This window comes from Psychrobacter sp. P11G3, from assembly GCF_001435845.1.
GTDB lineage: Bacteria > Pseudomonadota > Gammaproteobacteria > Pseudomonadales > Moraxellaceae > Psychrobacter.
In genome coordinates this window covers 1,108,724-1,123,073 of sequence record NZ_CM003596.1, presented here as the reverse complement: position 1 = coordinate 1,123,073, position 14,350 = coordinate 1,108,724, and the positions used below count along the sequence as shown (strand labels likewise).

Below are 14,350 nucleotides of genomic sequence, written 5' to 3'. Positions count from 1 at the left end.
TTATGAGGCAGTTTTTTATCCAAAAATGGTGCGACATCCGTGCAAAAACCTAATTACAAGTTACCAAATACCAAGTTATCAGCGTCATCTAAGTCTGCTATGCACACGCTACCCTCGCAGCAGCGCGGCTTGGTCTTTAGTAGTCTGCTATTAATTATCATCATCGCAGGCATGGTGCTATTGGCGCTATATTTGATCAAACTTGATCGCACCATTACTCATAAATTTGAGGGCAAGCGCTGGGACATTCCAGCCAAAGTGTATTCGCAGCCGCTTGAGCTGTATCAAGGCGCCAATGTCGATAGAGACACAATGAAGACATGGCTGGAGTTGCTTAACTATCAAAGCAACAAAGCTTATGACCGCACGGGTACTTATCACCGAACAGGCAATACTTACTTCATTCACACGCGCGGCTTTACGTATAGCGCCAATGATAAAGATGCCGAGCAAGTCATCAAAATGACGATTTCTGGTAATAAAGTAGAGTCTATCCAAAGTACTCTGCCTGCCAAAAGCGGTATCATTCGTCTAGAGCCTGTCAATATCGGTGGTATCTATCCCGACAGTAATGAAGATCGGATGGTTGTGTCTTTGGACGAAGTGCCTCAGCCGTTGATTGATGCCCTTATCGCTACCGAAGATCGCGCGTTTTATGAGCACAAAGGGGTATCGGTACGTGGTATCGCCCGTGCCGTAATAAATAACTTTACTGGTGGTGCCAGACAAGGTGGTTCGACCATCACCCAGCAGCTGATCAAAAACTTTTACCTCAATTCAGATCGCACTATCAAACGCAAAGCCAATGAAGCATTGATGGCCGTGCTACTTGAGCTGCATTACAGCAAAGATGAGATTTTACAGACCTATTTGAATGAGATTTATCTGGGTCAAAATGGCAATCGCTCTATCAATGGTTTTGGTTTGGCATCACAGTTTTATTTTGACAAACCTCTTAATGAGCTGCGCTTAGATCAGCAAGCGATGCTAGTTGGTATGGCAAAAGGTCCAAGTATCTATAACCCACGTCGCAATCCAAACGATTCAAAAGCACGCCGTGACGTGGTACTTAACAACATGCTGACCATGGGCACACTGAGCCAGGAAGACTACGACAAAGCCTTAAAGCAACCGCTTGGCATCGTGGATAAGCCTGCTGAAGGCAAAAGCCAGTTCCCTGACTTCTTAGATATTGTTAAACGTGAGCTAAATACCGTTTATTATTCTGACGACCTCAAGAACGAAGGTCTGATTATTATCAGTACCCTAGACCCTATCGCTCAATTGGCAGCAGATAAAGCCGTTGATAGAAAACTTGGTGAACTGCGCCGTAATAGTAGCAAAACTAAGGATTTACAAGGCGCGTTAGTGAGTGCCAATCCTGAGACTGGCGAGCTAGTGTCTGTCGTGGGTAGTGGTAGTGAATTTACAGGGTTTAACCGCGCAGTAGATGCCAAACGCCAAGTCGGCTCACTGCTGAAGCCTATCATTTATATGACTGCGCTTGAGAGCGGTCGTTATAATTTGGCCAGTTCAGTAGATGACTCCCCTATTACGGTCAATCTAAACGACGGTACTGACTGGAACCCTAAAAACTACGACAACCGTGATCATGGCTATGTACCATTTACCACGGCACTGTCTCAATCCTACAACCAAGCAGCAGTACGCTTAGGTATGGAGTTCGGCGTTAATACCTTTGCTAAGCAATTACAGCGCATGGGTATCAAAGAAAAAATCCCACCTTACCCATCAGCATTATTAGGCTCAGTTAATTTGAGTCCGATGGATATGCTTGGTATTTACCAAGTATTTGCCACTGGTGGTTTTCGCACGCCTATTCATAGTATTCGTACGGTCATTGATGATCGCGGCCGTATCTTACAGCGTACTGGGCTTAACACTCAGCGCAGTATTCCACCTGAAACCAACTTTTTGACCAACTATGCATTACAGCAAGTCGTCTCAAATGGTACGGCTAGACGTGCGCAATCACTCGGCAATAATTTAAACCTAGCAGGAAAAACGGGTACGACAAACGACTACCGCGATGCTTGGTTTGCAGGCTATAGTGGTAACTATGTGAGTGTCGTTTGGGTTGGCCGTGATGATAATAAACCGATTGGTTTGAGTGGTGGTACTGGTGCCTTACCAGTTTGGGTAGATTATATGAAACGCCTAAAACTGACTCCAGTTGCCCTACCAGAGCCAGAAGGTATCGAGTGGTTATGGTTAGAGAATAACTCAGGTAAACTGTCTAATGAACGCTGTGCCAACGCTCGCTACCTACCAGTAATGTCAGCTCATCTACCAGAAGAAGCCAGCAGTTGTGCGCTAAGCCTGTATCAGCAAGATCGTGCTCGTGAACAGACACAGTTCCAAAATCAGCAAGGTGATATCAATCAACAACGTCGCCGCGAAGGTTTAGAGATTCCGAATGGCGAAGCTGTTGAATCTGAGGGTGCAGAAGGTAGCAGCGAGCAAAGTGAAGGTGATGACAACCGTGCTGATACTTGGTATGACCGCGCTGTTGAATGGTTCTAGCTGTTGAATGGTTCTAGCTATTGAATGGTTCTAATAGTGTTTTTGATATTTAGCTTTTAATATTTAAAAAAGGTTTTAACATGATGGTGTCATCTTTACGGACAACTACTTCAGTAAAACAAACCATAGTGCTATGGCGCAATAAAATTACGTCAAGCAATACCTTACTTGCAGGCAGTGCGATCGTTGGCATGCTAAGCCTAAGTGCCTGTCAAACAGCACCTAGCACGTCGACTACAGTGCAAACCACGCCTGTTCAAACATTACCAACGTCACAACCGACCGTGCCATCAACGACAACTGCTCCAGCGCATATCACGGAAGCAAATGATCAAAGCAACTATCCAACCGAGCCTTACGATGCGGTTGAACAGTCCGAAACACCAAATCCGTTAACGCAAGAAACCCCTGTATTTACGCCTCCTGCTCCAGAAGTGATGCAGCCTGATCCTGTTATCATTGCGCCTTCTCGTAACGACTATATAATCTCTGAACCATCAGCACCGTCGCATAATGAGCTACTGGAGCACGCTAGAAGAAACTCGCAGCAACGTACTCAACAATCTGCCAGCAACAATAGTAATCTGCCTGCATTTCGCAATTTGATGCAAGTAGGTATCAGTCAATTGAAAGCGGGCAATCTAACCAATGCAGAAAGCAGCTTTACCCGTGCGCAGCGTCTAGCGCCCAAGTCATCGGCGGTATACTTCTATTTGGCACAAGTAGCATTAAAAAAGAACCAACCCCGTAAGGCAGAAGCGATGGCACGGCGTGGTCTTAGCGTCTCTCAAGACAGTAATCGTAGACGAGCACTATGGCAGGTTATATTGCAATCAGGACAAGCTCAGGGTAACTCACGCGTGGTCAATGAAGCAAAACAAGCATTGCGCTAATAACCGAGTATTTGTACCTCTTAGATTTATTAGTTAAAACATCTATATACATTATTCATTTCATTGTATGTAGACTTATCTCGGGCATTCCCTAACACCTACACTTATTTTTATTTCCGCTTAAGGTTATCTTTATGGCATGGCAACAACTGCATTTACAATGTGAAAAATCAAACGTCGACTTGGCTGAAGCGCTTTTATTAGAGGCAGGTGCATTATCAATCGCTTTAGACGATGCTGGCGATCAACCTCTGTTTGAGCCACTTCCAGGTGAATCACCGCTGTGGGATGAGGTGATACTAACAGGGCTATTTGATGCGACTACTGATGCTGGCAGTCGTCAAGCGGTTGAGCAATTGAGTCATGAAATTGCTGCACAAGTACAGGCTACTCGTATTTGGCTAACGGCTGTTGATGATAAGGACTGGGAACGCGAGTGGATGAGCAACTATCATCCTATCGAATGTGCTAATGACCTATGGATTGTACCTGACTGGCTAACGCCGCCTAACCCTGAAGCCACCAATATCATTATGGACCCAGGTTTGGCATTTGGTACTGGCTATCATGCTACGACTCGCCTGTGCCTAGACTGGCTAACAGAGCAAGACCTAACAGATAAAGTGGTTATCGATTATGGTTGTGGTTCAGGCATTCTAGGGATTGCTGCTTTGCTTTTAGGTGCACGTCAGGTATATGCAGTCGACATCGACCCACAGGCAGTACTTGCTACCAATCAGAATGCGGTACGCAATAATGTAGGCGATCGTTTGCAGGCATTTTTGCCAGAAGAATTTACAGATTACTGCTCGCAACATGACGTTTTGCCTGTAAAAGTGATCGTTGCTAATATTTTAGCGAAGCCGCTTATTGGTTTAGCACCTTACTTTGCGACACTCATTGCGCCAAAGGGCCGTATCGTATTAGCAGGTCTGATTGAGTCGCAAACCGAGCAAGTCACTGAAGCTTATCAGCCATATTTTGCATTGGATCCTAAGCATGCTTTTACTGCACAAGAAGACCAACATTGGCAGCGTTTATCAGGTACATTTACTAGCTAGCAACATTTAATTACATCTGTTACGATAGAGGGCAGTCAAATGTTATGTGTTTGACGCCACTCTGTCTTTGCCTACAATTCATCGAAATTAAATAAGTAAAATGCGTATTGTGGGCAGCTATTGGTGAGTGGCTAAGCGGTATTGATAACCATACTTTTTTGGATTCGCCTCTATGACCACGCCAATAAAAACCCAATGCCCCCATTGCCAAGCTTGCTATAGCGTTAAACAAACTCAACTAAATCAAGTCAATGCTACCATCAGCTGTGATCGGTGCCAGCAAAGTTTTTTGGTCAATAAACATCTTGTGGTAAATTCTGAGGTCATTCAAAAACCAACACCACAAAAAAATATTCCTGCTCAACAAAAAGCTCAAACTCAACCAATTTCGAACGAGCAAAAAACGTCTACTAATAGTAATCAGCATAAACCTCAAAATGTGCCAAATCGCCCTACATCTTCAATCAGTAAGAAAAAATCATCTGATACTTTGATTCATGACGACTTAATCTATGATGATATGGATATAGACGAGCCAGAAGAAGACGTTCAAGAGTATGACTCTTTAGATAATATGGATGCATGGTTAACCCAAGCCAGTAATACCAGTCCTAGCGCAGCAACCACAGAAAAACCAAAAGCGCCCTCTTCTAAAGAAACTATCAAAACCTCTAATCCATCAACAAAGAAACCATCTGCCAATACAATATCAGCATCAGCATCAGCATCAGCATCAACACAGAACATGCTCAGCTCGGCAGCGGCCAATGATATTCATGCCAATGTTGAGAGTAGTGATAACAATTCATGGCTACAAAAACTATTAGAAGAACAAAATCAAGACAAAGAAACACCACCAGACGATACAGACTTATCACAGCTTCTATCCGATATGGGAGTGCCCGTTAAAGATGAAGACCCTGCTGCCGACGATCGTTTAAGAAAAACACAGCTACTGTTTGCACCAACCCAAACGACACGTTCAATTGCATCACTATTATGGATATTAGGTTGTTTGGTCTTAGCACTGCTACTCGCAGCTCAGTATGTTATTTTTAACTTAGAAAATTTAGTCAAAAACCCAGCCTATGCTCAGCGTCTCCAATCGATCTGCTCTGTCGCTGCCTGCAGCTTGCCTAGTGCGGACTTATCAGCCCTTACCATCAGCAATACCTTTCATAGAAGCAGTCAGATTAAAACTGCTGGCACATTTAGCGATATAGGCGCTACTCTAAGTAACGGCAGCTCGCAAGCACAACTATACCCAAATGTAAAAATAAGCGTTTACGGTAGAAATGAGCTTATTGGAGAGTTTATTGCAGATCCAAACGATTATTTATTAGGCAAGCAAAGTCAGTTAGCTACCAACACCGATAGACAGCTATTATTTACTATCCCTGTTGCTAACGCGCAAATTCGCGACATTACTATGACCGCTCTTTATTAAATTAGGGTGTCATATATAGATAAGCGTGAGTAGAAAACACACCGTAAATTCACTTTCAATTAAACCGTGATAGCCAAGATAACGATGAATCTATCAGCGCTAGGCGATATTAATTTGATATACTATGGTTCTGACCCCTCACAATCAGAACTTTTCTTCATCTCAAGGATATTATTTTATGGCACCTCATGCACAGCATAATGCCAATCATTTTGCTAAAAGCTCTGAGCACCCTGCCGATTATAATAAAGACGAATACCAATCACCTACGCACGGCTTTGATTTTGCTAGTCAACACTATACAAATAGTGCGCAGCAACCTCTACGGGTTCATGTAGAGCGTGTGGTACGTCAGTACTTTGCGATGCTAGGAGATGAGATGCCCACTGATTTGTATGAGCTGATTTTGAAGCAAGTCGAAGAGCCTCTCTTATCTGTCGTCCTAGAAAAAACAAGAGGCAACCAAACCAAATGTGCTCAGATATTAGGCCTAAATCGAGGCACTTTGCGCAAAAAAATGAAAACCTATGATTTAATGTAACATTGTTATATGAGCTTACCCATCATCATTGACTATCATTATGTATGGCAATTAAATGTTCGTCGCTTTATCTATCATGATACGGCATATCGTTGTCATCATCACCTTGCCAGACGTTTACGTCAGGCTTTTTTTATGGAAAATTTCTTATGAGTACAACCCCACTTGCCCTACTATCGGTCTCCGATAAGTCTAATATCGTCGAGTTTGCTCAAGGCCTTCTCAAAGCAGGTTTTGGTTTATTATCTACTGGCGGTACTTATCGTCTGCTCACAGAAAACAATGTCGACGTGACTGAAGTATCAGATTACACAGGCTTTCCTGAAATGATGGATGGCCGTGTTAAAACGCTGCATCCTAAGATTCATGGTGGCATCCTAGGACGCCGCGGTACAGATGATGCAGTAATGAGTGATCATGCCATCGAACGTATCGACTTAGTCGTCGTGAACTTATATCCGTTTGCTGAAACGATCGCACGTGCTGACGTGACTATGAACGACGCTATCGAAAACATTGATATTGGCGGTCCTACCATGGTGCGTTCAGCAGCGAAAAACCACGCTCATGTAGGTATCGTCACTGATCCAGCTGATTATGACCGTGTACTTAACGCCTTAGATGGTGGCACCGAACTGACAACTGCTTTACGTTATGATTTGGCAGTAAAGGCGTTTGAGCATACGGCACAGTACGATGGTATGATTGCAAACTTCTTAGGTAGCCGTGTCAACGAAACTCAAGAACCAGAAAACTTCCCACGTACATTCAATGTACAGCTTGAAAAAGCACAAGACCTACGCTACGGTGAAAACCCGCATCAAAACGCGGCTTTCTATACTGAAAACCAGCTTTTAAAAAGCAAACAAGCCTCAATCGCGACAGCTAAGCAATTACAAGGCAAAGCATTGTCTTATAACAACATCGCTGATACCGATGCTGCGCTTGAGTGCGTTAAAGCTTTCAGCACGCCTGCTTGCGTTATCGTTAAGCATGCCAACCCTTGCGGTGTCGCGGTTGATAATGACCAAGTAGCGGCTTATCGTACTGCTTTTAGCACCGATCCTGAATCGTCTTTTGGCGGTATCATCGCATTCAACCGTCCGTTAACGCTTGCTGCTGCAAAAGCCATTATCGACAATCAGTTTGTAGAAGTAATCATTGCACCTAGTATCGAAGACGGTGTACTTGAAGCGACAGCTACTAAGAAAAACGTACGCGTATTGGTATGCGGCGAGCTACCAGCACCAGATCAGCGCGATATCCAACTTGACTATAAGCGCGTTAACGGTGGCTTACTGGTACAAGAGCAAGACCTTGGTTTAATCACGGCTAACGACCTAAAAATCGTCACTGATGTACAACCAACTGAAGCGCAAGTGGCAGATCTACTGTTCAGCTGGAACGTGGCAAAATACGTCAAATCTAATGCCATTGTCTATGCAAAAGGCCAACGTACTATCGGTGTTGGCGCAGGCCAAATGAGCCGCGTTAACTCAGCACGTATTGCTGCTATTAAAGCAGAGCATGCTGGACTAGCAACTGAAGGTGCTGTTATGGCATCAGATGCGTTCTTCCCTTTCCGTGATGGCATCGACAATGCTGCTGAAGTAGGTATCTCTGCTATCATTCAGCCAGGTGGTTCTATGCGTGATGATGAAACTATTGCTGCTGCTAATGAGCATGGTATCGCGATGGTATTTACTAGCATGCGCCATTTCCGCCATTAAACAATCACCTATTGATTTAAGACTGGGATTAGTCACAGCAATTGTATTTGTCACTGCGACTAATTTCCAGCTTCTACAATATTCGTGATAGTTGTCGTTAACTCATTATCCAAAAAAAAGCCACTGTATTAATTGATACAGTGGCTTTTTTACGTCTAAAAATAAGAATAAGAATAATAAACTAGCAAATACTTAGCGTCCTTGTGCATTTGCCATGTTGCTTTCATTAATCTCAACCGTGTACACCATACGTAGATAGTCTAAATAGTCTTGCAACTGGTCTTGGCCTAAATTGTCACGGATAATACTGGCTGTTTGCGCTCGTTGCATATCAGACAGTGGTGACTGCTGCTCAGTTTTAATACGGTCTCCAACCAGTAGCGTTGCACCCATCTCAGTCTCACTAGCAATCGCAACGACGCCATTATCAGCGGCTTGCTGACTAAAGGCCAATCCACGCTCTTTGTCTGTTAGCTGCGTCGTTTGACGGTTAATCTCACCCAGTGCTTGGAAACTTACCGATTGCTTACTTATATCAGCTAGCGTCTTGATACCAGCAGCCAATGCTTTAGCATCTTTTAAAGCTAATGCTGTCGCTTTCTGCTGACGGAGTATTTGAGTGATTCTTGGGGTTGCATTTGCTAGAGCAAGCGTCTTAGTAGGACGATAATTGCTTGGCTGTAACCATACAGTACCGTTGCCAACTTCCACGCCTGACGTTACCGCTTGATCTTGAATAGTAAACTCATCAAAGGCCTGTTTAACGACTGCTGGTTGCGGCAGTGCTGATTTATTATTCACTTTACGATAATCTTTAATACGCTTGAGGCTGACATTTTCTTGCTGTGCAATATCTTCGATACTGAAACCATCTGCTGCCAAATCATTGATTGATGTCACTTTATCAGCATAGATTTCCTGACGTTTATATTCTTTTGCTTTCGCAGTCAGCTCTTCACGCATACTGTCTAGACTTGGAACCTTTTTGCCATTGTCTTCAGTGACCGTAAATATCTGATAACCAAAGCTAGTCTTGATAGGTGCAGTCACATCACCAACGCTTAACCCTTCTAGTGCCTTTTGTACAGTATCCGCGTCACTGCCAAACACTGACGGATTAAAGCGTCCGATATCACCACCTGTTTCACCTGATGGATCATCCGACTCTGCTTTAGCAAGTGCAGCAAAAGCTTCACCTTTATTCAGACGGGCTTTAACTTTATCGGCTCGTGTCTTAGCATCTTTACCAGTAAATAGAATCTGACTAACTTTACGCTCATCAGTAGCCGAAATGCTCTGCTTGTATGCTTCGTATTGCTGCTGTAACTCTTCTGTGGTTACCTCATCAACCTTAATAGTTTGCGGGCTAAGCTGGATATAAGCCAAGTCAACCATCGCTGCACTTTTCAATGTGTCTTTGTTAGCATCATAATATGATTGAATGTCTGCTTTGCTAAGCTTAACTTTGTCAGCATAGTCTTGCCAATTAAAGCGATGTACCCAAACATTGCGTGATTCAAGTTGCAAGTCAATCAATTGACTGACCGCTTGCATAGGGTAGACAGCAGTACCAACGATACTAGCGTTTAGTTGATCCAAGCTTAACTGATTGCGAAATTCTGCAAATAGCTGGTTTTTGGTCATGCCGCGCTGACGCAAGAAGTTTGAGAACTGATCGTTTGAAAAGTTACCCTCTGCATCTTGGAATATTTCTTCTTGACGCAGCAAACGATTGATCGTGTCATCAGACACTGTCATACCAAGCTTACCTGCTTGCTGCTCTAACAACGTACGGTCGATTAAACCCTTTAATACTTGCTCATGAAGCACATCTTCATTCAACAAGCTGGCATCTTCGACTTGCTCTAGCACTTCAGAACGACGGCTATTGACAGCAGTTTGATACTCGGACAGTCCTACGCTTGCCTCACCTACCTGCGCAATCTGGTTGGGATCGACGTTGCCGCCAAAATAGCTTTCGACACCCAAGAGAGCGAGCGGCGATAGGCATAAAATCAATAAAATGCGACCTGGCCAGCTTTTTAAGAAATCGCGCAATTTATCCATAGTTATCTCTGCTTTATTAACCTATATTGATGAAAAACCATTGTAATACTGTTAGGAGCTGTTAAGGGCAACCTGCCAACATCAGTACTATTTAAGCTAGCAATGGTAAGAGTAAGAGCGTATGCATTTTATAGTAAAAAACAAAATTTACTAAAGAAATCTGACTTAAATGACACACCTATCGCGCGCCCTATGATACGTGATTTTTCATGCAGACTCAAAATATTCACGACGCATGATACAAACTATAGCGATAAAAAAAGCACCTAAATATTAGGTGCTCTCTTCGATGGCTAGCTCATTACTTCAGCTATAGACCACCGACTATAGTTTTATGCTTAAAAAATCGGCTTAGTTCAAGCGCTCTTTTAAGTTTTTACCAGCTTTGAAGCTTGGTACTTTGCTTGCTGGAATGCTTAGCTCTTCGCCAGTCTTAGGGTTACGACCAGTGCGTGCTTTGCGATCTTTTACACTGAAAGTACCAAAGCCAACTAATGAGATGCTATCGCCAGCTTCTAGCGCTTCGCCAACACTTTCCATAACAGCGTTTAGTGCATCACCAGCTTGGGTTTTATTTAGACCACTTTTGTCTGCGATGCTATCAATTAATTCTGACTTATTCATAAAATTTCCTTCAAGTTTAAGGGGGTAATAAATGCTCACGCCAAGTATTGTATCGCTCTCATGGTGCTTACGCAATAAAAACTACCTAACTGGCGCATTAACAGGTTCTTCTTTGTTATCGTCTTTATATCAAGGCAGCATAAGGAGCGCAAGCGATTTTACATATTTTTGTGCTCTACACTACGTATTTGACACCTAATGTTACGCAAAGCGTTAGGAATTTCTATATAAGTGACTCTGCATAACTGAGACGATTGGCTTTCCTATTTTCTACGCTTTGATAGATTTGTCAATTGCTGTCTATGCATTGCTATGCATTAAGTTTGTATATTGCTGGTCATAAATAAGAGTGTCTTTATTGACTGCTAAATTGTAATGTAATAGTTTAGCCACTACAGAAACTAGCGTTACTTTTTATTATAAAGACGTTACTATAAGCAAAATATCACTGCAAGTCTTGGGCAAATACAGACTTCTGTGTGCTTAATATCTAAAACTTGCTAAATAAAAAACGGATTACTTACATGAAGCGTTCTACGTTGTCTCACTCTTTTCTTAATATCATTTTAGTATTTATCGAGTCGGCGCTGACATTATTGTTACGTTTGGATCCTGAATTGCGCAAGGCCGCTTATCCGCTTGCCAAGCAAGGTACTGTGGTGGCGCTTCGCCTGTATTTACCGCATGTAGAAGTATTTGCCACGTTTAGTACCAAAGGTGTGTTACTAGATGCTCAACTGCCGATCGGTCGTAGTGAGCCTGACGTGGTTATCAATGCCTACAGCATTCAAGTTATCAACGCCATCACGACTCATGATAGCGAAACCACTGAAAAGCTACAGATGCGCGGTGAATCGATTCAAGTACAACTGGTCAAACAGTTTATTATGCAACTTGGGCTTGGTAGCTTGATCCAAGGTCTGATCAAAAAGATAAAGGGTGGCAAGACTAAAACCAAACCTACAGAAGCTGATTTGGAAGAAAAAAAGAACAACTACAAACTGCGTATTAAAGAGCAGCAAACACAGATTAATACCTTGACCATTAAAAACCGTGAACTTGAAACAACCGTGAGAGAGCTTCAGAGCAAGCAAAAAACGTTGATGATTGTCACTGTTGTTGCGCTTGTCATTATGATCGGTTCAATCGTCGCACTATCGATGAATTAGTTTTGGTTCGCTGAATTACTTATAAATAAGCGTTCAATGTTTTCTATAGATATTGAACGCTTATTTTTTACTTCATTAAATATATTTGTAGCAGACGAATTAAGCTACTTATGTCTCACTCATATATCTCTTCTAAACATCATTGTTTTTATCAATTACAGCAATAAGCTTGATTAACCATTGAACCACACTTTAATCTTGACTAAATTACTCGGGATTAAGTATAATTACCTTAATCGTTGCACACATCGGGTTAATCATCTGTTGTTCAATAACGATAAGACAAAACTTAGCTGACGTATGATTGGTTGCTCTCTTTATCTTATGAGTGCTGATTCAAACCTTTGGCTAAGATCGTTGTTAAACATAAATGACATCAAGTTTGGAGATAACACATGCGTTTGACTACTCGGGGCAGATACGCTGTTACCGCATTATTAGATTTGGCATTACAGACCAGCCAACAAGACAGTGCTGTATCATTATCCGATATCGCCAAACGGCAATCGATTTCAATCTCGTATCTTGAACAGTTATTTTCTAAACTCCGCAAACGCGGCCTTGTCACGAGTATTCGCGGTGCTGCAGGTGGTTACCACCTAGCTAAACCATTGAATGAGATAGATGTGATGAGCATCATATCTGCGGTTGATGAGTCAGTAAATGCGATGCAGTGTGAAGGACGCGGTGACTGTCAAGGTGGTACAATGTGCCTAACTCACGATCTGTGGTGTGCACTATCAAATCATATCGAACAGTACTTGAAAAATATAACATTAGCGCAATTATTAGATATGGAAAATGTGCAGTCAGTCTCAGAGCGTCAGCACACCTCTACAAAAGATATTTCCATAAAAGACATTAATACTATTACTCTATCGAACAGCGAGGCAAACCCAGCATGAGCCAACATAACAACCTTATATACTTAGATTATGCCGCCACTACCCCAGTTGCTAAATCAGTAGCTGCTAAAATGAGCGAGTATTTGACTGTAGATGGTGTCTTTGGTAACCCAGCTTCACGCTCACATGGTTACGGCTGGCAAGCGGAAGAAGCAGTAGAAACTGCTCGTGGTCAAGTTGCTGAAGTTATCAACGCTGATCCACGCGAAATCGTATTTACTTCTGGCGCGACTGAGTCTGACAACCTAGCCATTAAAGGTGCAGCACATTTTTATCAGTCTCGTGGTAAACATATCATTACCAGTAAAATTGAGCACAAAGCTGTATTAGATACCTGCCGTGAGCTTGAGCAAGAAGGTTTTGAGATTACGTATCTTGAGCCACAGCCAAGCACAGGTCTTATCCTGCCAGAGCAAGTAAAAGAAGCACTGCGTGATGATACGATTTTAGTATCACTTATGATGGTGAACAATGAGCTTGGTACTATTACTGATGTTGCAGCGATTGGTGAAATCACTCGCGAAGCTGGTGTGGTTTTCCATGTTGATGGCGCACAGTCTGTTGGTAAAGTAAAAATCAATCTTGAAGAAATGAAAATTGATTTGATGAGCTTCTCAGGTCATAAAGCATACGGCCCTAAAGGTATCGGCGCATTGTTTGTTCGTCGTAAGCCGCGTATTCGCTTGAAAGCTGAGCAACATGGCGGTGGTCATGAGCGCGGTATGCGTTCAGGTACTCTACCAACGCATCAGATCGTTGGTCTAGGTGCAGCATTTGCTTTAGCTAATGAAAGCTATGAAGCCGACCATGCACATGCAGCAAAATTGCGTCAAAAGCTTTGGGATGGCCTACAAGATATTGAAGAGATTTACTTAAATGGTGATCTTGAGAATAGCGTACCAAACATTGTAAACATTAGCTTTAACTTCGTTGAAGGTGAGTCATTGATGATGTCACTTAAGGACTTAGCGGTATCATCAGGTTCAGCCTGTACCTCAGCAACGCTTGAGCCATCGTACGTACTACGTGCAATCGGTCGTCCAGATGAATTGGCACATAGCTCAATCCGTTTCAGCTTCGGCCGTTATACCACTGACGAAGACATCGATACTGTTATCAAACAGATGCATGAAGCTGTTGACAAATTACGTGCTCTATCACCACTTTGGGATATGTACCAAGAAGGTGTTGATCTAAACTCAGTCGAGTGGGCTGAGCATTAATTTCTAATATAGCTTTTTAGTATAGCTAGCAATATATTTATTAAACGATTGATCAGACAATTAAATTAAGCGTTTGACCCCAATTATCGATGAGTAGTTAGACACTTAAAGTTGATAAACGACTACTCATCATCTAACTAGGAGAA

The 14,350-nt window shown here is 42.7% G+C and carries 11 protein-coding genes; 9 read left to right on the top strand and 2 right to left on the bottom strand.

Annotated features, from left to right (window positions below; genetic code table 11):
- Positions 1-39 precede the first annotated feature (39 nt).
- The 6 genes from mrcB (at position 40) to purH (ending at position 8,216) form a co-directional block, all read left to right on the top strand.
- Positions 40-2,544, top strand: a complete 2,505-nt coding sequence (gene mrcB, locus AK824_RS04665; protein WP_057759235.1) for a penicillin-binding protein 1B — start codon at positions 40-42, stop codon at positions 2,542-2,544.
- Between the two features lie 80 nt (positions 2,545-2,624).
- On the top strand, positions 2,625-3,437 hold the full coding sequence (locus AK824_RS04660; RefSeq protein WP_227511204.1) for a tetratricopeptide repeat protein: 813 nt from the start codon (positions 2,625-2,627) through the stop codon (positions 3,435-3,437).
- A 134-nt stretch (positions 3,438-3,571) separates the two neighbouring features.
- Positions 3,572-4,498: a 50S ribosomal protein L11 methyltransferase gene (gene prmA / locus AK824_RS04655; protein ID WP_057759233.1), complete on the top strand. Its 927-nt coding sequence runs from the start codon at positions 3,572-3,574 to the stop codon at positions 4,496-4,498.
- Positions 4,499-4,670: 172 nt separating this feature from the next.
- Complete coding sequence (locus tag AK824_RS04650; RefSeq protein ID WP_057759232.1) at positions 4,671-5,945, top strand: DUF3426 domain-containing protein; 1,275 nt, start codon at positions 4,671-4,673, stop codon at positions 5,943-5,945.
- Positions 5,946-6,123: 178 nt separating this feature from the next.
- Entirely contained in the window at positions 6,124-6,486 is a 363-nt protein-coding gene (fis, locus tag AK824_RS13800; RefSeq protein WP_057759230.1) for a DNA-binding transcriptional regulator Fis, read from the top strand.
- Between the two features lie 149 nt (positions 6,487-6,635).
- Positions 6,636-8,216, top strand: a complete 1,581-nt coding sequence (purH, locus tag AK824_RS04640; RefSeq protein WP_057759228.1) for a bifunctional phosphoribosylaminoimidazolecarboxamide formyltransferase/IMP cyclohydrolase — start codon at positions 6,636-6,638, stop codon at positions 8,214-8,216.
- A gap of 192 nt (positions 8,217-8,408) precedes the next feature.
- Here the strand turns inward: purH and AK824_RS04635 are convergent, their stop codons facing one another.
- On the bottom strand, positions 8,409-10,283 hold the full coding sequence (locus tag AK824_RS04635) for a SurA N-terminal domain-containing protein (protein WP_057759225.1): 1,875 nt from the start codon (positions 10,281-10,283) through the stop codon (positions 8,409-8,411).
- Positions 10,284-10,634: 351 nt separating this feature from the next.
- Positions 10,635-10,907 (bottom strand): HU family DNA-binding protein, encoded by a 273-nt coding sequence (locus AK824_RS04630; protein WP_045445077.1) that lies wholly within the window; start codon positions 10,905-10,907, stop codon positions 10,635-10,637.
- A 524-nt stretch (positions 10,908-11,431) separates the two neighbouring features.
- On the opposite strand from AK824_RS04630, the gene AK824_RS04625 reads away from it, so the two are divergent.
- From AK824_RS04625 to AK824_RS04615, 3 genes are all read left to right on the top strand, one after another.
- The gene (locus AK824_RS04625; RefSeq protein ID WP_057759224.1) at positions 11,432-12,076 is read left to right on the top strand and encodes a hypothetical protein; all 645 of its coding nucleotides are present in this window, start codon (positions 11,432-11,434) and stop codon (positions 12,074-12,076) included.
- Between the two features lie 395 nt (positions 12,077-12,471).
- Complete coding sequence (locus tag AK824_RS04620; RefSeq protein ID WP_057759222.1) at positions 12,472-12,981, top strand: Rrf2 family transcriptional regulator; 510 nt, start codon at positions 12,472-12,474, stop codon at positions 12,979-12,981.
- A complete protein-coding gene (locus AK824_RS04615; protein WP_057759220.1) occupies positions 12,978-14,204 on the top strand; it encodes an IscS subfamily cysteine desulfurase in 1,227 nt (408 codons plus the stop codon). Before AK824_RS04620 ends, AK824_RS04615 begins: the two co-directional genes overlap by 4 nt.
- The last annotated feature ends 146 nt before the right edge of the window (positions 14,205-14,350 follow it).